This is a genomic window from Microbispora sp. NBRC 16548 (genome assembly GCF_030268985.1).
Taxonomy (GTDB): Bacteria; Actinomycetota; Actinomycetes; order Streptosporangiales; family Streptosporangiaceae; genus Microbispora; species Microbispora catharanthi.
In genome coordinates this window covers 341,183-365,032 of sequence record NZ_BSSF01000001.1, presented here as the reverse complement: position 1 = coordinate 365,032, position 23,850 = coordinate 341,183, and the positions used below count along the sequence as shown (strand labels likewise).

Annotated in this window: 24 protein-coding genes and 1 pseudogene; 14 read left to right on the top strand and 11 right to left on the bottom strand. The window is 72.7% G+C overall.

The genetic code is table 11. From position 1 onward, the window contains the following. Nucleotides 1-68: 68 nt before the first annotated feature. Nucleotides 69-404, top strand: a pseudogene (locus QSK36_RS43670) (histidine kinase dimerization/phospho-acceptor domain-containing protein); the annotation flags it as partial. 60 nt (nucleotides 405-464) lie between these two features. After that, entirely contained in the window at nucleotides 465-875 is a 411-nt protein-coding gene (locus QSK36_RS43665; RefSeq protein WP_406540410.1) for a sensor histidine kinase, read from the top strand. A 22-nt stretch (nucleotides 876-897) separates the two neighbouring features. Here QSK36_RS43665 and QSK36_RS01700 read toward each other — a convergent pair whose 3' ends face one another. Beyond that, on the bottom strand, nucleotides 898-2,748 hold the full coding sequence (locus tag QSK36_RS01700; RefSeq protein ID WP_285781087.1) for a sensor histidine kinase: 1,851 nt from the start codon (nucleotides 2,746-2,748) through the stop codon (nucleotides 898-900). 104 nt (nucleotides 2,749-2,852) lie between these two features. Between QSK36_RS01700 and QSK36_RS01695 the strand changes: the two genes are divergently transcribed. Next, a complete protein-coding gene (locus QSK36_RS01695; RefSeq protein ID WP_183536129.1) occupies nucleotides 2,853-3,512 on the top strand; it encodes a response regulator in 660 nt (219 codons plus the stop codon). A gap of 30 nt (nucleotides 3,513-3,542) precedes the next feature. Here QSK36_RS01695 and QSK36_RS01690 read toward each other — a convergent pair whose 3' ends face one another. Continuing rightward, a complete protein-coding gene (locus tag QSK36_RS01690; protein WP_183536127.1) occupies nucleotides 3,543-3,914 on the bottom strand; it encodes a response regulator transcription factor in 372 nt (123 codons plus the stop codon). Nucleotides 3,915-4,104: 190 nt separating this feature from the next. Between QSK36_RS01690 and QSK36_RS01685 the strand changes: the two genes are divergently transcribed. Genes QSK36_RS01685 through QSK36_RS01675 form a run of 3 tightly spaced genes read left to right on the top strand, consistent with a single transcriptional unit; the run spans nucleotide 4,105 to nucleotide 5,071 of the window. Further along, nucleotides 4,105-4,350, top strand: coding sequence for an alpha/beta fold hydrolase (locus QSK36_RS01685; RefSeq protein ID WP_183536125.1), 246 nt, complete (start codon nucleotides 4,105-4,107; stop codon nucleotides 4,348-4,350). A gap of 18 nt (nucleotides 4,351-4,368) precedes the next feature. Then, nucleotides 4,369-4,563: a DUF5999 family protein gene (locus tag QSK36_RS01680; protein ID WP_285781437.1), complete on the top strand. Its 195-nt coding sequence runs from the start codon at nucleotides 4,369-4,371 to the stop codon at nucleotides 4,561-4,563. Then, the gene (locus QSK36_RS01675; protein ID WP_285781086.1) at nucleotides 4,547-5,071 is read left to right on the top strand and encodes an ATP-binding protein; all 525 of its coding nucleotides are present in this window, start codon (nucleotides 4,547-4,549) and stop codon (nucleotides 5,069-5,071) included. The genes QSK36_RS01680 and QSK36_RS01675 overlap by 17 nt, the downstream gene beginning before the upstream one ends. On the opposite strand, the gene QSK36_RS01670 is transcribed toward QSK36_RS01675, so the two are convergent. Beyond that, nucleotides 5,068-5,235, bottom strand: coding sequence for a hypothetical protein (locus tag QSK36_RS01670; RefSeq protein ID WP_285781455.1), 168 nt, complete (start codon nucleotides 5,233-5,235; stop codon nucleotides 5,068-5,070). The genes QSK36_RS01675 and QSK36_RS01670 overlap by 4 nt on opposite strands. A 277-nt stretch (nucleotides 5,236-5,512) precedes the next feature. On the opposite strand from QSK36_RS01670, the gene QSK36_RS01665 reads away from it, so the two are divergent. Further along, nucleotides 5,513-7,621, top strand: coding sequence for an ATP-binding protein (locus QSK36_RS01665; protein ID WP_285781085.1), 2,109 nt, complete (start codon nucleotides 5,513-5,515; stop codon nucleotides 7,619-7,621). Between the two features lie 12 nt (nucleotides 7,622-7,633). Here the strand turns inward: QSK36_RS01665 and QSK36_RS01660 are convergent, their stop codons facing one another. Next, nucleotides 7,634-8,506: a 4-epi-cubebol synthase gene (locus QSK36_RS01660; protein ID WP_182901474.1), complete on the bottom strand. Its 873-nt coding sequence runs from the start codon at nucleotides 8,504-8,506 to the stop codon at nucleotides 7,634-7,636. A gap of 114 nt (nucleotides 8,507-8,620) precedes the next feature. Further along, complete coding sequence (locus tag QSK36_RS01655) at nucleotides 8,621-9,082, bottom strand: ankyrin repeat domain-containing protein (protein WP_502883273.1); 462 nt, start codon at nucleotides 9,080-9,082, stop codon at nucleotides 8,621-8,623. 116 nt (nucleotides 9,083-9,198) lie between these two features. Here QSK36_RS01655 and QSK36_RS01650 point away from each other — a divergent pair, with 116 nt between their 5' ends. Both QSK36_RS01650 and QSK36_RS01645 read left to right on the top strand, forming a co-directional pair. After that, on the top strand, nucleotides 9,199-10,104 hold the full coding sequence (locus QSK36_RS01650) for a proteasome assembly chaperone family protein (protein WP_182901476.1): 906 nt from the start codon (nucleotides 9,199-9,201) through the stop codon (nucleotides 10,102-10,104). A gap of 50 nt (nucleotides 10,105-10,154) precedes the next feature. Beyond that, nucleotides 10,155-11,255 (top strand): Gfo/Idh/MocA family oxidoreductase, encoded by a 1,101-nt coding sequence (locus tag QSK36_RS01645; RefSeq protein WP_183536120.1) that lies wholly within the window; start codon nucleotides 10,155-10,157, stop codon nucleotides 11,253-11,255. Nucleotides 11,256-11,262: 7 nt separating this feature from the next. Here the strand turns inward: QSK36_RS01645 and QSK36_RS01640 are convergent, their stop codons facing one another. After that, entirely contained in the window at nucleotides 11,263-11,883 is a 621-nt protein-coding gene (locus QSK36_RS01640; protein ID WP_183536118.1) for a TetR/AcrR family transcriptional regulator, read from the bottom strand. Nucleotides 11,884-11,983: 100 nt separating this feature from the next. Between QSK36_RS01640 and QSK36_RS01635 the strand changes: the two genes are divergently transcribed. Then, nucleotides 11,984-12,799, top strand: a complete 816-nt coding sequence (locus QSK36_RS01635; RefSeq protein WP_285781084.1) for an SDR family oxidoreductase — start codon at nucleotides 11,984-11,986, stop codon at nucleotides 12,797-12,799. Between the two features lie 24 nt (nucleotides 12,800-12,823). On the opposite strand, the gene QSK36_RS01630 is transcribed toward QSK36_RS01635, so the two are convergent. Both QSK36_RS01630 and QSK36_RS01625 read right to left on the bottom strand, forming a co-directional pair. After that, entirely contained in the window at nucleotides 12,824-13,621 is a 798-nt protein-coding gene (locus tag QSK36_RS01630) for a tyrosine-protein phosphatase (protein ID WP_285781083.1), read from the bottom strand. 140 nt (nucleotides 13,622-13,761) lie between these two features. Beyond that, the gene (locus QSK36_RS01625; protein WP_285781082.1) at nucleotides 13,762-16,329 is read right to left on the bottom strand and encodes an ATP-binding protein; all 2,568 of its coding nucleotides are present in this window, start codon (nucleotides 16,327-16,329) and stop codon (nucleotides 13,762-13,764) included. A gap of 247 nt (nucleotides 16,330-16,576) precedes the next feature. Between QSK36_RS01625 and QSK36_RS01620 the strand changes: the two genes are divergently transcribed. Together QSK36_RS01620 and QSK36_RS01615 are read left to right on the top strand one after the other, a co-directional pair. Continuing rightward, the gene (locus QSK36_RS01620; RefSeq protein WP_285781081.1) at nucleotides 16,577-17,911 is read left to right on the top strand and encodes an SGNH/GDSL hydrolase family protein; all 1,335 of its coding nucleotides are present in this window, start codon (nucleotides 16,577-16,579) and stop codon (nucleotides 17,909-17,911) included. Nucleotides 17,912-17,946: 35 nt separating this feature from the next. Next, entirely contained in the window at nucleotides 17,947-19,512 is a 1,566-nt protein-coding gene (locus QSK36_RS01615; protein WP_285781080.1) for a serine/threonine-protein kinase, read from the top strand. Here QSK36_RS01615 and QSK36_RS01610 read toward each other — a convergent pair. Further along, a complete protein-coding gene (locus tag QSK36_RS01610) occupies nucleotides 19,496-20,563 on the bottom strand; it encodes a LacI family DNA-binding transcriptional regulator (protein ID WP_285781079.1) in 1,068 nt (355 codons plus the stop codon). The genes QSK36_RS01615 and QSK36_RS01610 overlap by 17 nt on opposite strands. 258 nt (nucleotides 20,564-20,821) lie before the next feature. Between QSK36_RS01610 and QSK36_RS01605 the strand changes: the two genes are divergently transcribed. Next, the gene (locus tag QSK36_RS01605) at nucleotides 20,822-21,394 is read left to right on the top strand and encodes a hemerythrin domain-containing protein (RefSeq protein ID WP_285781078.1); all 573 of its coding nucleotides are present in this window, start codon (nucleotides 20,822-20,824) and stop codon (nucleotides 21,392-21,394) included. A 73-nt stretch (nucleotides 21,395-21,467) separates the two neighbouring features. On the opposite strand, the gene QSK36_RS01600 is transcribed toward QSK36_RS01605, so the two are convergent. Next, entirely contained in the window at nucleotides 21,468-22,595 is a 1,128-nt protein-coding gene (locus tag QSK36_RS01600) for a serine hydrolase domain-containing protein (protein ID WP_285781077.1), read from the bottom strand. Nucleotides 22,596-22,660: 65 nt separating this feature from the next. Between QSK36_RS01600 and QSK36_RS01595 the strand changes: the two genes are divergently transcribed. Beyond that, nucleotides 22,661-23,113, top strand: coding sequence for a MarR family winged helix-turn-helix transcriptional regulator (locus QSK36_RS01595; RefSeq protein ID WP_285781076.1), 453 nt, complete (start codon nucleotides 22,661-22,663; stop codon nucleotides 23,111-23,113). Nucleotides 23,114-23,136: 23 nt separating this feature from the next. Here QSK36_RS01595 and QSK36_RS01590 read toward each other — a convergent pair whose 3' ends face one another. Beyond that, on the bottom strand, nucleotides 23,137-23,790 hold the full coding sequence (locus QSK36_RS01590) for an HAD family hydrolase (protein ID WP_285781075.1): 654 nt from the start codon (nucleotides 23,788-23,790) through the stop codon (nucleotides 23,137-23,139). Nucleotides 23,791-23,850 lie beyond the last annotated feature (60 nt).

The following is a 23,850-nucleotide window of genomic DNA, read 5'->3' as shown; positions in this document are numbered from 1 at the left end:
CACCGCCGCACGCCGCCTCCCGCTGCAAGCAGGCCTGTGGGGGCCGCGACACCGACGGCAGCATTGCGATGAGCGTCATGTGCAACCACGACTCCGTCCCGACCGGCGATCCGAACATCCTCGTCCCCGCCCCTCTCGGCGAGGACGAGGCCGCCCTGCCGGTGCACGCCGAGAGGCTGCTGGAGCGGCTCGCCGACGCCGGAAGGCGCTTGGACCGGAAGGCCGAGCGCCAGCGCCGGTTCCTGGTCGACGCCTCCCATGAGCTGCTCACCCCGCTCGCCGGGGTGCGGGCGCAGTTGGAGGAGGCCCGGCTGCACCCCGCCGAGACGGACCTCGCCGAACTCGTCGACTGCTCACTGAGAGACGTGGACCGTCTGCAGGCGGTCGTCTGCGACCTGCTGCTGCTCCTGAAGGCGGGGACGAAGCCGCCCCTCGGGAGAAGAGCGGCCGACCTGGCCGAGCTGGTGCGGACGGAGGTCTCCAGCCGGGCACACCGGTCGCCGGTGCTGCTCCGGCTCATCCCCGGCCTGGCGGTCCACGCCGTCGAGCACGAGATCTACCTCCTGCTGGGCAACCTCCTGGACAACGCCCAGCGGCACGCCAGGAGCAGGGTGCTGGTGGAGATCCGGCAGGAGGGCGCCCACGCGGAGCTCGCCGTCTCCGACGACGGCGGCGGCATCGCCGAGGTTGACCGGGAAAGGGTGTTCGAGCCGTTCACCCGGCTGGAGAAGTCCCGCGCCCGGGGCGGCTCGGGCCTGGGCCTGACCATCGCGCGGGAGATCGTGCGGGCACACGGCGGGACCATCGGCGTGGAGGACGGGGCGGAGGGCGGCGCCCGGTTCGTCGTCCGGCTGCCGCTCGCCGATCCTCCGTAGGCCGTCGGTCGTGACCGCTCCGTCAGCCGTCGCCGACCGGAATCACGGCTGTCAGCGTAGTGCCATGGCCGATCGGGCTGGTGACCTCGATCGCACCGCCGAGCGCCTGGACCCGGTCGATGAGACCGATCAGCCCCGAACCCCTGCCGGGGTCGGCGCCTCCTTTCCCATTGTCGCGGACCCCGACCCTCGCCGTGTCGCCCGCCGCCTCGACCTCGACGTACACCATCGTGGCCTGCGCGTGCTTGGCCACGTTCGTCAGGCACTCGGAGACGATGTAGTAGACCGCCACCTCGACCCGCTCCGGCAGGCGCCCGTCGACCCGTACGTCCAGCTCGACGGGGACGGCCGAGCGGCGCGCGAGCATCTTCAGCGCGGGCCCGAGGCCTCCTTTGGAGAGGATCGCCGGGTGGATGCCGCGCGACAGCTCCCGCAGGTCCTCCAGCACCAGCGTCAGGCCCTCGGCCGTGTGGGACAGCTGCTCCTTGAGCTTGGGCAGATCCGGTGGCACGGCGGTCTCCGCCATGCGCAACTGCAGCCCCAGGGAGACGAGGCGCTGCTGGGCCCCGTCGTGCAGGTCGCGTTCGATCCGGTGCCGGGTCTCGTCCGAGGCGGCGACCACGCGGGCCCGCGAGGCGGCGAGCTCGTCGCGGGCCTCGGCGTTGGAGATCGCGGTGGCGACCAGCTCGGTGAAGTCCCGCATGCGTTCCTCGACGTCGTCCGGCTGCGGCTCGGGAGCGCGGAAGAAGGCGATCATCACGCCCCACAGGCGGGCCTCGACGACGATGGGACTGGCGACTGCGGAGACGACCTGCTCGTCCCCGGCCCACCCGTCCAGTTCCCCTGCCTCGCCCTCCTTTGCCGTCATCCTGTCCGGCTGTCCCGTCCGCAGGACGAGGGCGGACAGGCCGCTCTCCCTGATCGGGCGGCGCGAGCCCACCGGCGGCGGAGACCCCTGGTCCGACGCGCTCCACGAGCCCGCCAGGACGACCGTACGGTCGGGCTCGTAGCGCTCGATCGCGGTGTGGTCCGCGTTCACGATCAGGCCCATCTCACGGGCGACCGCGCCGAAGATCTCCGTCGGCGAGACCCCGCGCGCGACCAGGGTGGCGACCCGTCGCAGGGCGGCCTGCTCCTCGGCGATCCTGGCCAGCTCGTCCCGGCTCGCCGCCAGGGCGGTGCTGATGGCCTCGCGGTCGCGCGCCGCCACCAGCACCGCTTCCAGCGAGGGCACCACGCGCTCACGCAGGCGGCGCATCATGGCCGCCGGCAGGCCGGCGGGCACGACGAGCGTGCCGATCCCGGCGCCGTCGTCCGTCAGCGGCAGCACGGTGTGGCGCGGGTCGTCGCCGACCGGCCCGAGTTCGATGGCCAGGAACGGCAGGCCGAGTCCCTGCGCCAGGCGCCGGGCCACGACCGGCAGCGCCGCGCGCAGGTGTTCGGCGCGCAGGAGGAGACGGGCCGTCCTGGCGTCGAGATCGGCTTCGCGGCGGCGTTCCTCCGCCTCCACGACCAGGGACCGCATCAGCGAGGCGGCGGCGCTCACCAGCAACCCGACGGTCAGGAAGACCAGCAGCGGCACCCACGTCCAGGAGCTGAAGATGGTGAACTGGTGGAGGGGCTGGACCTGGAAGAAGTCGTAGACCACGGCGCTGGCCACGGCGACGATCACACCGAGGCCCATGCCCCAGAGGTAGGCGACCACGAGAACGCCGAGCAGGTAAACTACGTCCAGGGCGTTGCTGGGCGCCACCTGCGCCAGCGCAAAGGCTATGAACGTCTCGGCTGCCACGCATGCGGCGCCCGTCAGGATGCCCCACAGGAGAGGCGGGCGGCTCGCGCGTAGCAGCAACGACAGCAACCGCGCGTGCACAAGGCCACACTACTCTCGCAGGACGGCTAGAGGTACGGGCGAAATCCCAGGTCAACGCCGTCGCCCGCCGCGCCGGACCGGCACGCGACGAAGGCGGCAGAGCGATGGACGAGACCCCGACGCGAGTGGTGCTGGCGGACGACGACGTCCTGCTGCGCGAGGGGCTGGCGAGCCTGCTGGGGCGATCGGGGTTCGAGGTCCTCGGCCAGGCGGGGAACGCGGCCGAACTGCTCGCCCTCGTACGGGAGCACCACCCGGATCTCGCCGTCGTCGACATCCGGATGCCTCCGGCGCACGCGACGGAGGGCGTCGAGGCGGCCAAGGTGATCCGCGCGGAGTTCCCCGAGGTGGGCATCCTGCTGCTGTCGGCGCACGTCGAGGTCGAGCAGGCGATGGAGCTGCTCGCCACCGGGCACCGGATCGGCTACCTGCTCAAGAGCAGGGTGACCGCGGTGTCCGACTTCGTCGAGACGCTCCAGCGCATCGTCCACGGCGGCTCGGTCGTCGACCCCAGCCTCGTGGCCGAGCTCTTCAACGCGCGCCGCCGGCATGATCCACTGGAGGAGCTCACGCAGCGCGAGCGCGAGGTGCTCTCCCTCATGGCGGAGGGCCGGTCGAACGCGGGGATCGCGCACAAACTGTGGATCACCGAGGGCACGGTCGAAAAGCACGTCCGCAGCATCATGTCGAGGCTGCGGCTGCCGGAGGCGGAGGACGACCACCGCCGCGTGCTCGCGGTGCTCGCGTTCCTCGACGCCCGCTGAGGCCGTACCGGTGTCGCCGGTCCGGCCCGTTCAGGCGTCCGCGCCCCGCAGGATCTCGTCGATGGCCCGGCCCGACAGGCGTGGCTTGGACAGGAAGGCGAGGGCGGGGCTGGTCGCGATCATCTCGGCGAAGTCCTGCTCGTCGTACGTCGAGATCAGGATGATCCGCGGCGGGTCGCCGTCGCCCGCGTCGTGCAGACGCCGGGCCAGATCGAACCCGTTCTCCTCGCCCAGGTCGATGTCGACCAGCACGACGTCCGGCCGGAGCTCGCCGAAGCGGCCGAGCGCTTCGGCGGTCGTGGACGCGACGCCCACGACAGCGACGCCGTCCGCCTCCAGCAACAGGCGGGCGGCCTCCTTGAAGTGATCGCTGTCGTCGACGATGAGACACCTGAGGGGCACATCTCAAGAGTGGCATTCGGAGCGCGTCCGCGTCATTGCAGCTAGCCACCATCCCGCGGTGCCGTGGGCACGCCCGTCGGATGGGGGCTGCCAGCGCAGACGGCGGGGCCTCCCAGAGGCCATCGTGGGAGCTGTCAGCGAGCGACCGCGCGGCAGGTGAGATCACTCGAGGGCACGGAAGGAGGCGGCGATGCCGACCGACCGCCACGAAGCGTGGGCCGGCGAGGCCACCGGCCGGGGTCCGGCCGCGCCGACGCCGGTCGGGCACAGCGAGGCGATCGCGTGCGCCCTGCCCTCGGCCCGCCTCGTGGTGCTGCCGTCCGGCCACAACCTCATGCTCGAACGGCCTCTCGGCGTCAACGCCGCACTCGGCCGCCTGCTGCGCCTGGTCACCCGGCCCGAACCGGCTCTTCGTGAACTGTCCGCCGCCTGCTGAAGGATCGAGGTGACACGCATGTGCCCGCACACCCCGCCGTGTCCGCCCGCGTACGCCCCCGACCACGACGCCGCCCGTCTCGTGGCCTTCCACCCCGAGCAGGGGTGGGGACTGCTCTGCAACGGTGTCGTGGTGTTCGAGGACACCGGCGAACTGCTGCCCGACGGCCGGAGCCTTCTCCCGCACCGGGCCTGCTGTGCGCGGGCCGCGTGAGTTCACGGGCGTGGCAGGGGTGGCCACGCTCGTCCCCATGGCCCGGCGGCCGCACGGCGCCTTCCCGGGGGAACGGCTCCCAGCCGCGCCGGACGACGCGGCCGACGACGGCGTGCCGAACGTGCGCCGGGCCTCCTGGGCCCTCCCCGCGGTCCCGTCCTCCACGAGCCGGGCGCGCCGGCTCGTCCGCGCCGCGCTGCGGGACTGGGCGGGCAGCGCGGAGGGCGAGGCGTCCGAGGTGGCCGAACTGCTCGTCAGCGAGCTGGTCGCCAACGTCCTGCGGCACGGGCGGGGGGAACCTGTCCTCACGCTCCTGCTGCGGGACGGCGTCCTGCGGTGCGAGGTCGAGGACGAGGCCCGCGTTCCGCTGCGGGTTCGCGACGGGTCATCGGACGAGGACGAGGGCGGCCGGGGGCTGCTGATCGTCGAGTCCCTGTCCCGCGCCTGGGGCGTGCGCCCGACGAGCAGGGGGAAGGCCGTCTGGTTCGAGCTGGCGGTGCGGTCCTAGCTCCAGTGAGGCGGGCGTTCCTCCAGCAGGTGGGAGACGTCGGAGTCGGAGCGCCAATCGCCCCACCCGAGGTCGGTGTCGTCGCTCGTCTGGTCAGGCAGCACCGGCAGCCCCTCGTCGAAGAGGTCCACCGGACGCATGTCATCCGGATGCTGCACACTCACGCGGCCAATGCTACTGGCTCCGCCCCGGAGCCGCGAAGCCGCGAGAGGCGGAGAGCCCCGAGAGGCGGGGAGCCGCGCGGCCAGGGGGCCGGTGAGTCCCGGGCGGCCGTGGAACCGGGCCCACGGCCGGGCGGCGCTGGGACTCCTTCCCCTGGGGCGAGATCAGGCCGCCTCATCGCCGGGCAAACGTCACGCCCGTACCACCGGACAGCCAACCGCACGCAAAGGTACGATGCGGGAGCAGGGAGCACGCCGGACGAACCCCCCGTGAGGCGGCATGGCAACGCCAGCAGGATGGCGGCAAGAGGGCAACCTGCCCGTGGAGCTGACCAGCTTCGTCGGGCGGACGCGGTTGCTCGCATCGCTGCGACAGAGGCTGCAGGAGTACCGGCTGATCACCGTGACGGGCATCGGCGGGGTCGGCAAGTCGCGCACCGCGCTGCGTCTCGCGCACCAGGTGCGACGGCAGTTCAGGGACGGCGTCTGGTACGTCGACCTGGCCCGGCTGCAGGACCCCGCGATGGTCTACCACACGATCACGGCCGCGCTCGGCATCGCCGACCAGTCGCCGCGCGGAGGGGCGGACACCCTCGCCGAATGGCTGGCCGAACGGGAGCTCCTGCTCATCCTGGACACCTGTGAGCACCTGGTCGACGCGTGCGCCCAGCTCACCCAGGAACTGCTCAACACGGCGCCGCACCTGCGCATCCTCGCGACCAGCCGGCGGTCGCTCAACGCGCCGGGCGAGTACACGGCCGCCGTGCCGCCGCTGACCGTGCCCGGCGACAACCCCTCGGACAACGCGTTCACCAACGAGGCCGTCGAGCTGTTCGGCGCGCGGGCCTCCGCCGTCGTGCCCGACTTCGGGGTGGACGAGGACAACATCACGGCCGTCGCCGAGCTGTGCCGCCGCCTCGACGGGATCCCGCTGGCCATCGAACTGGCCGCCGTGCGCCTGCGCACGCTGTCGGTCGAGCAGATCCTCGCGCTGCTCGCCGACCGGTTCAGCCTGCTCGCCGGAGCCAGCCGTACGGCGCTGCCGCGCCACCAGACGCTGCGCGCGGCGATCGGCTGGAGCCACGAGCTGTGCGAACCGGCCGAGCGGCTGTTATGGGCGCGGCTGTCGGTGTTCGCCGGCGACTTCGAGCTGGAGGCGGCCCGGCACGTCTGCGCCGGCGACGCCCTGCCCGCCGAGCGGATCCTCGACGTGATCGGCGGCCTGGTCGACAAGTCGGTCCTGCTGAGCTTCCCCACTCCGGCCGGTCAGCGCTACCGGCTGATCGACACGCTGCGGCAGTACGGCGGCGAGTGGCTGGACAAGCTCGGCGAGACGCAGGACCTGCGTCGCCGCCACCGCGACTACTACCTCCAGCTCGCCGAGCGCAGCGAACACTCGTGGTCGGGACCGCGCCAGGTCCACTGGTACACGCGGATGCGCCAGGAGCACGACAACATCCGCGTCGCCCTCGACTACTGCCTGTCCACCCCCGGCGAGGAGCGCATCGGCCTCGAGCTGCTGTCGGCGCTGTGGTTCCTGTGGGTCTCCTGCGGCTTCGCCCGTGAGGGCGTGATCTACCTGGAGCGCGCGCTCAAGGCCAGCTCCTCGCCCAGCAAGGAACGCTGCAAGGCCCTGTGGGTGCTGGCCTACATCCGCAGCGCCCAGGGCGACATGGCCGGCGCGCTCGCCGCGGCCGAGCAGTGCAGCACCGACGCGGTGCGCGTGGGCGACTCGGGCGCGGTGCTGCTCGCGACCAAGATGCAGGGCACCGCGGCCATGCTGCAGGGCGACGCGAAGAAGGCGACCGCGCTGCTCGGCGTCGCGATCGAGTTCCACCGCGGCGGCCGGGAGCTGAACCCGGGCCTGCTGCCGGCGATCGTCGAGCTGTCCATGGTGCTGCTCGCGCAGGGCGAGTTCGAGGAGGCGGAGACGCTGCTCGTCGACTGCCTGCAGGTCTGCCAGGAGCGCGGCGAGCTGTGGCTGCGGTCCTACGCCTGGTACGTCTCCTCCCTCGTCCACCGGGCGACCGGCAGGCGCGACGAGGCGCTGGTGGCGTGCAAGGAGGCGCTGCGCATCAAGCGGCACTTCCACGACGTGCTCGGGATCGTCCTGTGCGTGGACAACCTCGCGACCCTGAACCTCGAGGCCGGTGAGCCGGAACGGACGGCGACCCTCCTCGGGGCGGCCCAGGCCAACTGGCGGACCTTCGGGCTGCCCCAGTTCGGGTCGCCGTTCTTCACGACCGAGCACGAGCAGTGCGTCAAGGAGTGCAAGAAGCTGATCGGCGACGCCGCCTACGACGAGGCGTACGCCGTCGGGACCCGGTTCAGCCTGGGCGACCTCGTCGAGTACGCGCTGGACGACCTCGACGACTTCCACCTGGACTGACCGGGTTCGACGTCACTGCCAGGCGCCGACGTACCGGGAGCTGGTCAGCGAGTAGTCCACGCTGCCGCTGATCCAGTACTGCAGGCCGTTCACGTACGCGTCGACGGCGGGCGAGCCGAGCGCCTCGGTGGCCGGGGTGAGCGCCGCCATCGCGGCGACCGCCTCGTCGCGCATCGCTCCGATCCGGTCCATCGCCTCCTGGACCGTGCAGCCGGTGTGCCCGACCAGCACGCTGACGAGGTTGTTGCGGATGTTCGCCTCGCCTCGCTCCTTGGCGTACGAGATGAGGTCGTTGTCCCAGACGACCACGTCGTTGGCGTGCTCGGTCATCTCGTGCACCACCGGATGGCGCCACTCGTCCATCGTGAGGCAGACCTCCGCGGCCACGTCGATCAGCGCGAAGACGGTGAGCATCGCGCCGGTCCTGCGGCGCATGAAGATGTAGTCGTCGATCGTGGGAACGACGTCGTCCTCCCGGTTGGCGGCCTCCCAGACCTGGGCGAACAGATAGTCCTTGGTCGTCGCGCGCCACCGGTCGAGCTGGTCGGCGGTGCCGTGTTTCCAGATCCGCGTCTTGATGTCGAGGAGCGCGCGGGCGAAGACGTTCTCGACCGGTTCGTCCCCCTCGTTGTCCTCGACCACGCTGTAGAGCTGGGGCAGGGCCCGGGCGATCTCGGCCGCCCGCCGGTCCGACTCGCAGTAGGCGTCGTCGAACGCGAACAGCCACACGCACCAGTCCGTGACGAGCTGGCACAGTTCCCGGGACGCGTACGGGTAGGTCCGGGCGCCGAGCCATCCGTAACGAGCGAGCCGGAAACGCTCGAGCTGGTCGTCGTCGGCGATCATGCCGGAGGCGGCCAGCCAGGCCAGCGTGTCTCGGTTCACCTCGTCGACGTGCGGGTTCACCGCACTCGGGAAGGGGCAGGTGAGCGAGGGAAGGCGGAGGGGGCGCCCACTGAGGGAATCCGCTTTCGCAGTAGCCATCCGACAAGCATGGTCCTACCAGATGATCGGCGCCAGCCTTACCATAATTACGGACACATCGGCCGGACAGATCTGCTCAGCCGGATGATTCCTCGATGAGGGTGACGATCTCCGCGTCCCCGAACATGCGGGCGGCGTCGACGGCCGACGGCATCCCGGCGTAGCGATCGGCTCCCAGCTCCAGCAACGCCCGCACGACCTCGGGCTCCTCTTGAACACCGCACCGGCGAGCGGGGTCTGCCCGCGGTCGTTGGCGAGGTCGGGGTCCGCGCCCCGCTCGCCCAGGGCGCGCACCGTGGCGGCGTGCCCGTGGTAGGCCGCCAGCATGAGCAGGGTGTCGCCCTTCTGGTTGCGCAGGTCGACGGGCACGCCCGCGTCGACGTACGCGCACAGCGCCTCGGTCCGCCCCGACCTCGCGAGATCGAAGAGCCTGGTGGCGAACTCCTCCAGCTCAGGGTCCGGCTCCATGTTCCCCATAGTCCAACGGTAAGGTCGCCGCTACCCCTCCGGAATCGAGCACGGAACAAGCACGGAATCGACCGGGGGTCCCGTAGGTTCACTAGGTAAAGACTTCGTGAGAAAGGCTGGGACACGTGTCCGACCCCACGGATCTCTATCGGCTCGACGGGGACCTGCCCGAGCTGACCGATCCGGTGCTGCTCTACCACTTCGAGGGGTTCGTCGACGCCGGCGCCGCCGGGCGGCTGGCCCTGGGGCACCTCCTCGCCGAACTGGAGCACCGGGTCATCGCGACCTTCGACGTGGACCGGCTGCTCGACTACCGGTCCCGCCGCCCGGCGATGACCTTCGACACCGATCACTGGAGCGACTACGACACTCCTGAGCTGGCGGTCTACCTGACCAAGGACGTCACAGGCACGCCGTTCCTCATCCTGAACGGCCCGGAGCCGGACCGGGAGTGGGAGCTGTTCACCGAGGCCGTCGGCATGCTGGTGACCCGGCTCAACATCAGCAGGCTGGTGACCGTCCACGGCATCCCGATGGGCGTCCCGCACACCCGGCCGCTCGGCATGACGGCCCACGCCACGCGCCCCGACCTCGTCCACGGGCAGACCAGCCCCTTCGGCAAGGTCCGCGTGCCGGGGAGCCTCGCCGCGCTCATCGAGTTCCGGCTCGGGGCGAAGGGTCACGACGCGCTCGGCTACGCCGTCCACGTGCCCCACTATCTCGCCCAGGCGGAGTACCCGCAGGCCGCCGTGACGGCGCTGGAGGCCGTCACCCGCGGCACCGGGCTGGTCTTCCCCACGGACGCGCTCAGGGACGCGGCCGACAAGACCAACACCGAGATCGAGGAGCAGATCGCGGCGTCCGAGGAGCTCGCCGGCGCCATCCACGGCCTGGAGCAGCAGTACGACGCGTTCCAGTCGGGCGCCGAACGGGAGAGCCTGCTGGCAGAGGAGGCGCAGATGCCCACGGGCGACGAGCTCGCCGCCCAGTTCGAGGCGTTCCTCGCCGAACGGGACGACCGCGACACCTGAGCCACCGCGGAACCCCCGCCCCGACCCATCCGAAGGACGCCTCGCCCCTCATGCCGCCCTCAGATTCCCCCGGAATTCGCGTCGGATTGGCTGGTTTCGGTCCGGCCGGATCTTTTTTCCACGCGCCGCTGATCGCCGCCACGCCAGGACTGCGCCTCACCGCCGTCGTCACCCGCGACCCCGCCAGGGCCGAGCGCGTCCGCGCCGAGCACCCCGGCGCGGACGTCGTGCCCGCCGCGGACGACCTGTGGGACCGCTGCGATCTCGTGGTGATCGCGACGCCGAACCGCACGCACGTGCCCCTGGCGACCGAGGCGCTCAAGGCCGGGCTTCCCGTGGTCGTCGACAAGCCGCTGGCCGGCGCCGCCGCGGAGGCCCGCGACCTCGTACGGCTCGCGCGCGACCGTGGGCTGATGCTGACGGTCTTCCAGAACCGGCGCTGGGACGGCGATTTCCTCACGCTGCGCCGGCTGCTGCCCGAGCTGGGCGAGGTCCACCGGTTCGAGTCGCGGTTCGAGCGGTGGCGGCCGCTGGCCAAGGGCGGCTGGCGCGAGTCGGGCGGCCCGGAGGAGATCGGCGGCACTCTCTACGACCTCGGCAGCCATCTGGTGGACCAGGCCCTGCGGTTGTTCGGCCCGGTCTCCCAGGTGTACGCGGAGACCGACGTCAGGCGGGCCGGGGTGCGCAACGACGACGACGCGTTCGTCGCGCTGACCCACCGGAGCGGGACCCGCTCGCACCTGTGGATGAGCGCGGTGGCCGCGAACCTCGGCCCGAGGTTCCGGGTGCTCGGCTCCCGCGCGTCGTACGTCAAGTGGGGGCTGGACCCCCAGGAGGAACGCCTGCGGGCGGGCGAACGCCCGGACGCCGCCGACTTCGGCCCGGGCAGGAGTTCCGGTGCGGGCACCGGATGGGGCGCGGAGGCCTCGGGAGGCTGGGGCACACTCGGGGTCGAGGGCGACGCCCGCCCGGTCCCCACCGAGCCCGGGGCGTACCAGCGGTTCTACGAGGGCGTCGTGGCCTGCCTGCGGGACGGCGCGCCGCCCCCGGTCGAGCCTGACGACGCCGCAGAGGCCATCGCCGTCCTGGAGGCCGCCGCCCTCTCGGCCGCCCGCGGCCAGGTGGTCACCCTTCCCGATCGGGAGGAATAGCGCCGGCTCACTCCGGGGCCCGCGCCGCCGGGACGCCCGGGGCGGTGGCAAGCCTGCGGGCGACTTCCATCACCGTCTCGCGACGGCGGGCCAGGGCGGCCTGCTCAGTCTCCTCGTCCAGAACGAGGCGGCACATCCCGGGCACCGCGAAGTTCCAGGAGATCAGCCCCATGATGGTGAACAGCAGGTCCTGACAGGCGCGGACCCGCGCGTTCTCGGGAAGGTGGTTGACCGCGCCCGCGTCCACGAGTTGGTCGACCTTCTCGCGGAAAGCGTCACGCCGCTCCCGCTCACTCTCGCCGGGTTCGTCGCACGCCTCCAGCGCCTCCCACAGCAGCAGCCTGATCAGCTCCGGGTGTTCCCGGTACCAGTCGAACATCTGCCCGACCGACTGGGCCACCGCGTCGGGATCGATGGAGACGGAGACGCGGACCTCCTCCAGCTTCGCCCGCAGGACGGCGGCGAACAGCTTCTCCTTGCTGCCGTAATACAGGTAGATGGCCTGCTTGTTGGCCTTGGCGGCCGTCGCGATGCGGTCCACCCTGGCCCCGGCCAGGCCGTGCTCGGCGAACTCGGCGGCGGCGGCGTCGAAGATCCGCCGTCTGGTGTCCTCCGCGTCGTAGGCCATGAACGAATTAAACCATCCGGTTGACTCCTCTCCGTCCAGGCGGCAGTATCGGATCAGCAATAAAACAACCAGATGGTTTATTTCACTGAAAGGCTCTCTCATGAGCACTGCGACACCCATTCCCGTCCGGCCGTCGCTGCCGAGCGCCCTCTCCGGCACGACCGCCGTCCTCATCGGCGGAAGCTCCGGCATCGGGCTGGCGGCGGGCGTCCTGCTGCGTTCGGTCGGCGCCCGCGTCGTGCTGGTCGGCCGCGACCCCGACCGGCTGAAGGCCGCCGTCTCCCGGGTGCGCGGTGTTTCCCGGGTGCACGGTGCGGGCTCGGCCGAAGACTCCGACGACGCCGTGCTGGGCGTTCCCGGCGACGGTGGAGACGAGCAGACCCTCGCCGAGGCCTTCGACAGGGCGGGTCACGTCGACCACGTGTACGTCACCGCCGGCGGCCTCAGCGGCATCGGCCCCCTGACCGCGCTGTCGGCCGACGACATCCGCACGACCCTCGGCTCGGGCCCCCTCCAGACGGTCTTCGCCGTCGCCCGCGCGGCGGCGGCCCGGCTTCCCGCGGGAGGCTCGCTCACGTTCAGCTCGGGCATCCTCGTGGTCCGCCCTTATCCCGGGATGACCGTCCCGCTGTCCCTCGCCGGCGCCGTGGAGACCCTCACCAGGGCCCTCGCCGTGGAGCTCGCCCCCGCACGGGTGCGCGTGAACACCGTCCGCTACGGCCGGATCGACACCCCGCTCCTGCGCTCACGGCCGGGGCTGGACTCCGACGACGCGGTCGCCGCCGCCGGAACGTCCGCCCCTCTCGGCCGCTTCGGCACCGCCGAGGAGGCCGCCGCCGCGGCTGTCTTCCTCATGGCCAACAACTACGTGACCGGCCAGGTCATCACCGTCGACGGCGGCGAAACCCTCACCTGACCCCGCTTCCGGCGGCGGCGGGGGTCAGTCGCGGAGGCGGGCGCGCAGCGCGTCGGTGTCGGCGTCGGTCCAGCCGTGGGTGTGCAGCCAGCCGAGGGGGCCGTCGAACCGGTCGTCCAGCGTCGACAGGAACTTGTCCATGTACTCGGGCCGCGGCAGGTGGCTGTCGGCCGGCTTCGAGTCGAGATCCTCACGATAGGTGCGGCTGGCGCGCAGCCGGGCGAGGATGCCCTCCAGCCGTTGGCCGGTGGCGACGTAGTCCTCGACGATCGCCTCCCGGGTGGCGCCCGCGACGGCGAGCGCCAGGGCGCAGACCACTCCGGTGCGGTCCTTGCCCGCCGCGCAGTGGACCACGGCCATGCCGTCGTCACGGGCGAGCACCCGCAGGGCGGCCACCACCGAGTCGGGCCGGTCGCGCAGATATCCGTAGTAGTAGCCGGTCACGCGGAGTTCGGCCAGGTCCTCCTCGTCCCGCTCGCCCTGCCACGGCAGGGCCCTGTCGTCGATGGTGTCGGCCTCGACGTCGGTGAGGTGCCCGCCCTCCGCGAACAGGCTGTGGTGGTGGATGCCGACCTCCGGGAGGAGGGTCAGCGGACCGGGCCCCTCCAGGCGTACCTCGGTCTCCGACCGCAGGTCGACCACGTGCCGCAGCTTGAGGTCGCCCACGAGCAGTGTCACGTCACCCTCGGTCAGGCCCTGCAGGTTGTCGGCCCGCAGGATCCGGCCGGGCACCGTGGTCCCGCCGTCCGCGGTGGGCAGCCCGCCGAGGTCCCGTACGTTCGCCGCGCCTTCCAGAACGATCCAACGCTCGTATGCATTCATCATGCCGAGCCTATCCGTCCCTCTATGACGGAAGAATGAGTGCAGAGTGAAGATCTGCACCCCCTGTCGCATCGATCCCGCTACCCGCCTCAACGTCCCTTCCTGGAAGAACGAGGCGCGTGATGTGCGAGACCGCAGGATCAGGACGGGGTGACGCGGTCAAGCAGGGTCCGGGCGCGCGAGACGCCCGCCTCGTTGCCGAGGCTGCGGTAGATCTCCAGGGCCTCGGCGACGGGCTCGTACGCCTCGTCTCCGCGGCCCGCCTCCAGCAGCACCTCGCCGAGCGTGCGGAGCCCGCGGGCCTGCCACCAGCGGTCGCCCAGCTCCGCGAACTCCCCTACGGCCTCGCGCAGCGCGGCGACCGCCTCGCCCGCACGCCCCAGCCGGGCCAGCGCCGCGCCCTCCGACAACCGGGTCCTGGCCACGCCCCAGGGGTCCCCGAGCTTCTCGAGTGTCTCCTTCGCCAGGCGCACCCCGGCGTACTCGCGCAGGCCGCCCTGCGGGTCGCCGATCTCTCCGGCGGCGCGCAGGCAGCGGGCCTCCTCCCACTCTTCACCGCGTTCGTGGAACGCCCGGACGGCGAAGCGGAGGGCGTTGCCCGCCAGGACGAACCTGCGCTCCGCCGCCGAGGCGTCCCCGGCCCTGAGCAGCTCGCGCGCCTCGGCGGCCAGCACCTCTCCGAGCACCCGCTGGGTCTGCGCCTCCGAATAGCGGTTGCCCCCGCTCTCGAAGACCGCGAGAGAGTCCTCGAGGAGCCCCCTCGCCTCGGCGAGCCTGCCCTGGGCCAGGCGCAGCTCGGCCAGGTTGCGCTGGGTGCGCGCCTGCCACCAGCGGTCGTCCTCGGCCCTGAACGCGCTGATCGCACCGGTGAGGTACCCCTGCCCGCGGTCGAGGTTGCCCTCGCCGAACAGCGTCATCCCGACCGTCCGCATGGCCCGCGCCGCCCACCACGACTCCCCCAGGCCGGTGAAGAGCTCCAGCGCCCGCTCGGCGTCCGCCCTCGCCGCGGCGGACCGTCCGCTGCCGCCCACGACCGCCGCCCGTTCCATCAGCGCGATTCCCACGGCCCTGAGGTCGCCGGTCCGTTCGGCGGCCTCGCAGACCAGGTCGGCGACCTCCCGCCAGTCGGACCAGTACGCGCGCAGCGAGTGGCACAGCGAGCAGAAGGCCCGCCCGGTCGCCCAGGCCAGGTCCCACAGCTCCTGCGACCTGGCCATGTGGACGGCCGACAGCAGGGCGAGCCGCTCGGCCGTGAACCAGGCGGCCGAGGAGATCTCGCCGCTGTCGCCGCTCTCGCCGCCGGCGCGTACGCCGCGCCGCCGCCAGTCCTGGGGCCAGCGCTCGGTGGCGGCGCTCTCGGCGCGGCGGCGGTAGCCGTACAGGACCCGCTCGACGGCCGCGCGGCGGCGCTCCTCCGGCTCCTCCCGTACGGCGACCTCGCGGGCGAACAGCCGGACGAGGTCGTGCAGGCGGTAGCGCATCCGGCCCGTGACGTCGCGGCCCGAGCACTCGGCGAGCTGCGCGTCCACCAGCGCCTCCAGCTGGTCGGCGCCGTCGAGCTCCGAGGCGCCCAGCAGGTCGCCCGCCACCCACGCCTGCATGTCGGGCGCCGGCAGCAGGCCGAGCAGGCGCAGCAACCGGCGCTGGATGCCGGTGCAGTCGTCGTAGCTGAGCTGCAGCGAGGCCCGCACGCTGCGGTCGATCTGCGCGCCGACCTCGAGCTGGCCGAGCCTGCGCCGCTCGTCGGCGAGCCGGTCGGCCAGCTCCCGCAGTGACCACCTATCCCTGGTCGCCAGGCGCCCGCCGCAGATGCTGATGGCGAGCGGCAGCCGATCGCACAGCCGGACGATCGCGAGGGCGGAGTCGAGGTCGGCGGCGACGCGCTCGTCTCCGGCGAGCCGGGCGAGCAGCTCGACCCCCTGCGCCTCGGTGAAGACGGCGAGCTGCCGGTCGTAGCGGTTGCGCAGGAACAGCGGCTGCCGGGAGGTGACGATCACGGCGCAGCCCGGCTCCGGCGGGATCAGGACCCTGACCTGCTCGGCGCTCTGCGCGTTGTCGAGGAATATCAGGACGCGCAGATCCTTGGTCCACGTCCACCAGAGCTTCTGCAGCTCGGCGAGGCCGCCGGGGTCGGTGGTCAGCCGGACGCCGAGGGCCCGCAGGAACGCGGCGAGCACCTCCTCGGGCCGCACCGCGCCGTCCGCGCCCCGCAGATCGAAGTAGAGCTGGCCGTCCGGGAACTCGCCGATGACCTCGTGGGCGAACCGCGCGGCCAGCGCGGACTTGCCGACGCCTGCCCGCCCGTAGAGCGACACGACCAGTGGGGCGTCCCGGTCGCCCGCGGAAGGACGGCCTCCTACGGCGAACTGCTCGTGCAGCTCCGCCAGCACCTCACGCCGGCCGGTGAAGTGCGCGATGACCGGCGGCAGCTCGGCGGGCGGCGGCGTCCCTCTCGCCGCCCGCGGGCCGGACACCGCCGACGAGGGCGCGAGCGTGGCCCAGGTCAGGGCGCCGACGAGCGCCGCCGCCACCACGGTGATCACCACGCGGGCGGGCACCGGCAGCGTCCATATGTCGAGGGAGGTGCCGAGCGCGCTCGCCACGGCCGCCGCGACACCCGCGAGGGCGGGCGCGGCCAGCGATGAACCACGCCGGCGAGCGGGCGGCCGTACGCCGGGGACGTCGTCGTCGCGCGTGGACGGGAGCATCCGTCAGGTCCTCCAGGGCGTGCGGTCGACGTCGGACGGCTCGGAGAACGGGCAAGGCTACAGTCGCGATTCAACCAGAATGGGAGCGACTGTTACGCCTGACGGTCAAGTTCTTCCCCAGTGTTCGCCAAACAGCCGTAATGTATGGCGTCGCGGACGCTTCTCGATCAGCGGTCTCGGCGGAGTGATCGGAAGCGGGGCCGCCACGGACCCGCACCAGGCAGCCACACCCCAATGGAGGACCCGGATGGCACGGCCGGCTCACCGGTTGACCATGGCCGCTCTCGCCCTCGCCGTCAGCGGCGGGACCGCGGCGCTTCCCACGGCGCCGGTCCACGCGGAGTCCCTCACGGCCGCGAGCACCGCGGCCGCTTCGTCCTCCGCCGCTTCGTCCTCCGCCGCCCGGGGACTCGCGGCGGCCTCGGCGACCCGCAGGCACCGCGCGGCCGCGCCGAAGCCCGATGGCGACTCGCCCGTGCAGCACCGCCTGGTCGGCGCGTGGACCACCTCGACCGACCGGATCACGGCGGCCCTCGGCGGGCAGACCGTGCGGATGGTCGTGCGCGCCAGCGTCGGCGGCGCCGGCATGCGCCTGCGCCTGTCCAACGTCTTCGGGGCGGCGCCGGTGACGTTCGCGAACGTGCACGTGGGCGTCCAGGCGTACGGCGCCGAGATCCTCGCGGGGACCAACCGGCCGGTGACCTTCCGCAAGGGCGCCTCGGTGAGGGTGCCACCGGGCCAGGCCGTCTGGAGCGACCCGATCCCGGGCCGTATCGCCGGCGGCTCCGCCCTGGTCGTCAGCCTCCACCTGCCCGGGACGGTCAGGGGTGTGACCGGGCACGAACGCGCCTACAGCACCACCTACCTGTCGGACCCGGGGGACCACACGGCGGAGGAGAGCGGCGCGGGGTTCACCTACACCAGCACGCAGTGGTATTTCCTCGACCGGATCGCGGTCGAGGCGGGCGGGGCCACGGTCGGTTCGTTGGTCGCGTTCGGCGACTCGATCACCGACGGCGCGGGCCAGGCCGTCGACGCCAACCGCCGCTGGACCGACTACCTGCGGCAGAGGCTGGCCCATCAGTCGCCATCGCGGCGGTTGGGGGTGCTCAACGCCGGCATCGCCGGGAACCGGCTGCTGCGCCCCAACGTCGGCCCGAGCGGTCTCAGCCGGTTCTACCGCGACGCGCTGTCCCAGCCGGGGGTGCGCACCGTGGTGGTCTACGAGGGGATCAACGACATCGCCCGGGGCGACTACACCTCGATCAAGCCGCTCGCCTACGGATACAAGAGGTTGATCCGCGAGGCGCACGCCCGCAATGTCAAGGTGCTGGGCGCCACGCTCACCCCCTTCTACGGCTGGAGCACCTGGACTCCGGAGCGCGAGGAGATCAGGCAGCGGCTGAACACCTGGATCCGCACGAGCGGGGTGTTCGACGCCGTCCTCGACTTCGACCGGGCCGTACGCGACCCCGAGTTCCCCGAGCAGCTGGCCGTCTCGTACGACTCGGGCGATCACCTGCACCTGAGCGACGCCGGGCGGCTCGCGCTCGCCGAGGCGGTGAACCCCCGCCTGCTCTGATCCCGGAACGGCCGCGGGATCGCTACCGTGTGACCATGGTCGCCCCCCTTGAGCCCGACGACCCGCGCACGCTCGGCGGGTTCCGTATCAGCGGACGTCTCGGCGAGGGCGGCCAAGGCGTCGTCTACCTGGGTTATGCGCCCGACGGCGCTCCGGTCGCGGTGAAGGTGCTCAAGACCGGGCTCGACCCCGTCGTCCGGGCACGGCTGGCGCGCGAACTCGACGTCCTGCGCGGCGTCGCTCCCTTCTGCACCGCCAGGGTGATCACGGCGATGGTGGACGGGCGCGAGCCGTACGTCGTGAGCGAGTTCGTCGACGGCCCCTCGCTGCAGCAGCGGGTGACCGCGTCGGGGCCGCTGCGCGGAGGCGAGCTGGAACGACTCGCGGTGGGGACGGCGACCGCACTGGCGGCGATCCACGGCGCGGGCATCGTGCACCGCGACTTGAAGCCGGGCAACGTGCTGCTGGGGCCTGACGGTCCCCGTGTGGTCGACTTCGGCATCGCGCGCCAGGGCGAGAGCGAGACGATGACCGCGGGCCCGGTGGGCACCCCGGCCTACCTGGCGCCCGAGCAGATCGCGGGGCATCCGGCCACCCCCGCCTCCGACGTGTTCGCGTGGGGAGCGACGATCGTCTTCGCCGCCAGCGGCCGGGCGGCGTTCGGCGCCGGCAACGTCGCCGCCGTGCTGCACCGGATCATGACGACCTTCCCCGACCTGACGCCGGTGCCCCCGCCCCTGCGCGCGCTGGTCGAACGCTGCCTCGCCAAGGACCCCGCCGCCCGCCCCGCCGCCCGCGACCTGCTGCTCGAACTGGTCGGCTCCGCGCCCGGCCCGGTGCGTACGGGCGCGACGGCGAACGGCGTCGCTCCCGGCGGGCCCGCGCAGCCGTACGATCCGTCTCCGTGGACGGCGGCCTCGCCGTCGGCGGGTCCCGTCGGGCACCACGGTGCCAACCGGGAGCACGGTACGGCCGGGGCGCACGGGGCGGCCGGGGAGCACGGTACGGCCGGGGTGCACGGAGCGGCCGACACCGTTCCCGGTGGCCGCCGGGGCGGATCGCGCACCCGGGTCCTGGCCGGGGCCGGCGCCGCCGTCGCGGCTCTCGGGATCACCGCCGCGCTGCTGGTCCCGCGCCTGGCCGCGGTGTCCGGCGGCCCGTCCCCCACGCCCCTGACGAGCGCCCCCGCCCAGAGCACGTACGCGGCGGGCCCGACGCCGACCACCCCCGAGCCCGGCGGCACCGGTGGGACGGACCCGGCGACCGCCTCCGCACCCGCGGGCATTCCGCAGGCGTTCGAGGGGAAGTGGCGGGGACACATCGCGCCCACCGCCGGCCTCCTCACGAGCGAGTACGACATCGAGATCGAGTTGAAGCACGGCAAGCCGTCCGGCAGGTGGAAGGAGCCCGCGAACTCGTGCGACGGCACGCTGCGGCTGACCGCGGCGTCCGGCTCGGCGCTCACGTTCCGGCTGGAGGACGTCCCGCAGTGCGTCCCGGGCGACGTCGTGCTCACCCGCAAGGGTGACGCCCTCGCCTACCGCCACACCGACGACCTCGGGCTGTTCGCCTACGAGGGGACCCTCACCAGGGACTCCTGATCTTCGGGTTCCGGCGGGGCGGGGCCGTGCTGCCGCGAACCACGAGGGTGGTGCCGAGCTCGACGAGCGTCTCGGACGGTCTTTCCCCGTCGGCCAGCGCCAGCACGATTCGCGCGGCGGTGGCGCCGATCTCGAAGAACGGCTGGCGCACCGTGGTCAACGGCGGCGCCACCCAGGCGCAGTGCTCGATGTCGTCGAACCCGACGACGCTGAGGTCGTCGGGGATACGCAGACCGGCGAGCCGGGCGGCCTCGTAGACGCCGAACGCCTGCAGGTCGTTGCCGCACACGATGGCCGTCGGAGGGTCGGGCAGGGTCAGCAGCTCCGCGCCGAGGTCCCGGCCGTGCTCGAAAAGGAACGGCCCGTCGCGCATGAGCCGTTCGTCGAACGGGACGCCGGCGGTGTCCAGAGCGGCGCGGAACCCGTCCAGCCGCGCCCGCGAGGCCAGGAAGCCGGCCGGCCCGGTGATCACGCCGATCCGCCGGTGCCCCAGCTCCAGCAGGTGCCGCGCGGCCGCGAGCGCACCGCTCCAGCCGGTCGACCCCACCGACGGCGTGGGATTCACGTCCCCGGTCGGGTCCAGCGCCACGAGGGGGACGCCACCGGCCTCGAACAAGTCGCGGTGCTCGGTGGTGACCCCGGAGACGACGGCGACCACCCCCACAGGCCGCCGCAGCAACAACGGCTCCACCCAGGGCAGGCCCGCCGTCACGCGCGAGCGCACGTCGGTGAAGCCGACGACCAGATGACGGGAGGTCGCGACCTGCTCGACGCCCCGCATGATCTCGAGCGCGATGGAGCCCAGCATGTGGCTGAACACCACCTCCAGGCCGAGGCCGTGCGCCGGCCCGGTGGGCACCGGCCTGCGATACCCGTGCTCGCGCAGGAGCGCCTCCACCCGCAGACGGGTGCTCTCCCCCACGCCGGCCTGGCCGTGCAGCACCTTCGAGACCGTCGGCGGTGAGACCCCGGCGAGCTGGGCGATCGCAGCGACGCTGAGGTCGCCGCGCCGAGGTTCTCGGCGCCTTCGCGACCGGTCTCCCTCGATCATGAGCCGAGTCTACGGGACGGGATTCGCCGTCATCCGCGATCGAGCGCCTGCGAAACTCTCATCTCGGCGCCCCCGTCCGAGGCCCCCCGTGTCCCGTCCGTCTCGCCCCCGCCGCCGGGCGGCGGTCGCCTGGTCCTGAGACCTACGTCTGGAAGGGCGGCGACGCCCCTGACGGGCTACCGCGGAGATCCGGCCGGGAACGGTGTGAGCACGGTGACGCCGGGTAGTGCGAGCGCGTCCACGCACAGGAGGAAACCCATGGCAACCGACGTCATCAGCCTGATCAAAGAAGATCACCGCGACGTGGAGTCGCTGTTCGAGCGGCTCCGGAGGATGCCGGAGAACCGGCCGGCCCTCCTCGCGGAGCTGGCGGCGAAGTTCATCGCCCACAGCGAGGGCGAGGAGGACGAGGTCTACCCCGTGCTCGCCAAGCGGCAGCCCGAGGAGAAGGAGGAGGTCCACCACGGCACGGAGGAGCACCACGAGGCCGAGGAGATGATCTCCCAGCTCCTGGAGACCGCCCCGGAGAGCCCCGAGTTCGACACGCTGCTGCACGAGCTGATCGAGGCGGTGACGCACCACGTCGAGGAGGAGGAGAACGACATCCTCCCGGTCCTGGAGAAGGCCGTCCCCTTCGAGGAGCGGGTGCAGCTCGGCAAGGCCTTCAGCAAGCGGAAGGCCGAGGTGCTGGCCGCTCCGATCAAGCCGCGCTCGCGGACGAAGGACGAGCTGTTGCACCAGGCCAGGGAACTGGGCGTCGAGGGTGCGTCGGGGATGAGCAAGGACGAGCTGGCCGCCGCCGTCAAGCAGAAGAAGCAGGCGCGGGGCTGAGCGCGCCCGCGTCGCGGCGCTGTCCGCCCCGGCGGACCGTCAAAGGCGCGGCGCTTTCCGCCCCGGCCCACCGTCAGAGGCAGGCGTACAGCGCCGCGACCATGGGCTTCCACCTCGGGTCGGGGCCGGCCGCGCTGACGACGAGGCGGCTCGGCGTGTAGGCCAGGGCGACCCCCGCGTCAGGGTCGGCGAAGGCGAGCGCCCCGCCCGAGCCGCTGTGCCCGAAGGCGCGCGGGTTCGGCGCGAACGGCCGGATCTCGCAGGGCAGCATGTAGCCGAGCGCGAACCTGGTCTGCGCCAGCAGGACCTCGTCGCGCCCCTCGCTCCGGGGCGCGACGGCCCGGCCGAGCACGTCGGGGCCGAGGAGCGCGCCCGCGCGACCGCCGGCGCGCCTCCGGCACGACACGAGCCTGCCGTACAGCGTGGCGAGAGCCCTGGCGGTGGCGTGCCCGTTGGACGCGGGGATCTCGGCGGCCCGCCAGCGCGCGGTGTTGACCAGACCGGGCGTGAGCTGCTCGGCCGGGTTGCAGAAGGCCAGCATCGTGATCGAGCCGGGCTCGGACATGGCGCCGGTCAACGATGACGGTGTGGCGTCCGGCCCGGCCTGGGGCGGGGCGAGGTAGGCGGCGCGTCCCGCCTCCGAGGTAGGCAGGCCGATCCACAGGTCGGGGACGCCCAGCTCGTCGCGGACCAGGTCGCGCAGCGGCCGCCCGCCCACCCGGCGCAGCACCTCGCCGACGAGCCAGCCGAAGGTCACCGCGTGATACCCGTGCCGCTCCCCCGGCGTCCACCACGGGCTCTCGGCCGCGAGCGCGGCCGTCATCGCGTCCCAGTCGAACAGGGAGCCCGGCGGCAGCTCCCGGCGGACGGCGGGCAGCCCCGACCGGTGCGCGAGCAGGTCGGCGATGGTGGTGGCGGTGGCGAACCCGGGCCAGTATCGGGCCACGGGGGCGTCCAGATCGAGCAGCCCGCGCTGGACGTACAGGTGCGCGAGTGTCGCCAGGACCCCCTTGGACACCGAGAAGACGTTGACGACCGTGTCCCGCTCCCAGCGCCGTAGGCCGTCCGGGTCGGCCGTGCCCTGCCAGAGGTCCACGACCATGCGCCCGCCCGCGTACACGGCGAGGGCCGCGCCGCCTTCTCCGCCGCCCGTCTCCCTGAACGCGTCGGCGACGGGCGCGAAGGCCGGATCACACCACATGAGTGCTCCTCCAAAATACTCAACCTCAGTTGCGAAACCATGGTTGAGTATTGGAGCATCCGAGGGTGGTGTCAAGCGATCTGACCCTGCTGTTCACGGCCCTCGCCGCGGCCTGCGACGCCGAGGTGCGCGCCCTGATGGCCGCCTCCGGGCACGACCAGGTGCGCACCGTGCACGGCTACGTGTTCCAGCACCTGCTCACCGGCCCCGTACGGGTGTCCGACCTGGCCGGGCTGCTCGGCATGACCCCTCAGGGCGCCTCAAAGGTGGCGGCCGAGATGGAGCGCATCGGCTACGTGGCACGCCGGGCCGACCCCGGCGACCAGCGGGCACGAATGATCGAGCTGACGCCGCACGGCAGGGCCGCGGTCGAGGCGGGCCGCACCGCCCGCGAGGCCGTGTCCGCCCGGATGCTCGGCCTTCTCGACCAGCCGGAGGAGTTCCTGGCGTCGCTCAACCGCCTCGGTGACGAGACCGGCGCGCTGCGCGAACTCCTCGCCCGCCGACTGCGCCCCTGATCAGCCGCGCGACCTGCGGCGGTTCAGCCGAGCGTGGGGACCAGGTGGACGAGGTCGGCGAGGCCGTCGGCGACGAGGTCGGCCCGGGCGGCGTCCGGGCGCTCGGAGTGCAGGTAGCCCCAGGGCCCCCGGCGCAGCAGGGCCGTACGCATCCCGGCCCGCGCGGCCGGCAGGACGTCGTTGTCGAGGCGGTCGCCGACGTACAGGATCTGCCCCGGCTCATGGCCGCAGACCGCCGCGACCTTGGCGAAGAACGCGGGATCGGGCTTCTCCACTCCCCATCCCGCCGAGGTGTGGATCCCGTCCACCGGCAGGTCCATCGCGACCAGCGCGTCGTACGCCTGGGGCGGCTGGTTGCCCGCCACCACCAGGTCGTAGCCGGCCTCCCGCAGGGCCGCGAGGCCGGGCCGCACGTCCGGGTAGAGGTCGTCGGCGTCGAAGTTCTCGCGCAGCCCGCCGGTGTCCTCGCGCCGCCACGCCTCCATCTCGGCGTCGAGGTCGATCCCCGGCCTGATCAGCTCGAACGCCTCCCGGTGGCTCCGGTCGAGCGCGGCCATGCCGCCGAGCACCCCCATGAAGGTCAAGCGCGGCACGCCCAGCCGGTCGGCCCACCGGGACCAGATCCGGGTCTCGTCGATGAGCGTCTCTCCCACGTCGAACACGAGCGCCCGGACCATGACCGCCTCTCCCCTTCGTCCTGTTACGGCAGCCACTCTATGGTGTGCCGTAACATCGCC

Bases quoted from the DNA above. Each gene is read 5' to 3' on its own strand.
- QSK36_RS01695 (WP_183536129.1), top strand. From the start codon at position 2,853: ATGGACGAGACCCCGACGCGAGTGGTGCTGGCGGACGACGACGTCCTG.
- QSK36_RS01685 (WP_183536125.1), top strand. From the start codon at position 4,105: ATGCCGACCGACCGCCACGAAGCGTGGGCCGGCGAGGCCACCGGCCGG.
- QSK36_RS01680 (WP_285781437.1), top strand. From the start codon at position 4,369: ATGTGCCCGCACACCCCGCCGTGTCCGCCCGCGTACGCCCCCGACCAC.
- QSK36_RS01665 (WP_285781085.1), top strand. From the start codon at position 5,513: ATGGCAACGCCAGCAGGATGGCGGCAAGAGGGCAACCTGCCCGTGGAG.
- QSK36_RS01655 (WP_502883273.1), bottom strand. From the start codon at position 9,082: ATGGGGAACATGGAGCCGGACCCTGAGCTGGAGGAGTTCGCCACCAGG.
- QSK36_RS01645 (WP_183536120.1), top strand. From the start codon at position 10,155: ATGCCGCCCTCAGATTCCCCCGGAATTCGCGTCGGATTGGCTGGTTTC.
- QSK36_RS01640 (WP_183536118.1), bottom strand. From the start codon at position 11,883: ATGGCCTACGACGCGGAGGACACCAGACGGCGGATCTTCGACGCCGCC.
- QSK36_RS01635 (WP_285781084.1), top strand. From the start codon at position 11,984: ATGAGCACTGCGACACCCATTCCCGTCCGGCCGTCGCTGCCGAGCGCC.
- QSK36_RS01630 (WP_285781083.1), bottom strand. From the start codon at position 13,621: ATGAATGCATACGAGCGTTGGATCGTTCTGGAAGGCGCGGCGAACGTA.
- QSK36_RS01625 (WP_285781082.1), bottom strand. From the start codon at position 16,329: ATGCTCCCGTCCACGCGCGACGACGACGTCCCCGGCGTACGGCCGCCC.
- QSK36_RS01620 (WP_285781081.1), top strand. From the start codon at position 16,577: ATGGCACGGCCGGCTCACCGGTTGACCATGGCCGCTCTCGCCCTCGCC.
- QSK36_RS01615 (WP_285781080.1), top strand. From the start codon at position 17,947: ATGGTCGCCCCCCTTGAGCCCGACGACCCGCGCACGCTCGGCGGGTTC.
- QSK36_RS01610 (WP_285781079.1), bottom strand. From the start codon at position 20,563: ATGATCGAGGGAGACCGGTCGCGAAGGCGCCGAGAACCTCGGCGCGGC.
- QSK36_RS01605 (WP_285781078.1), top strand. From the start codon at position 20,822: ATGGCAACCGACGTCATCAGCCTGATCAAAGAAGATCACCGCGACGTG.
- QSK36_RS01600 (WP_285781077.1), bottom strand. From the start codon at position 22,595: ATGTGGTGTGATCCGGCCTTCGCGCCCGTCGCCGACGCGTTCAGGGAG.
- QSK36_RS01590 (WP_285781075.1), bottom strand. From the start codon at position 23,790: ATGGTCCGGGCGCTCGTGTTCGACGTGGGAGAGACGCTCATCGACGAG.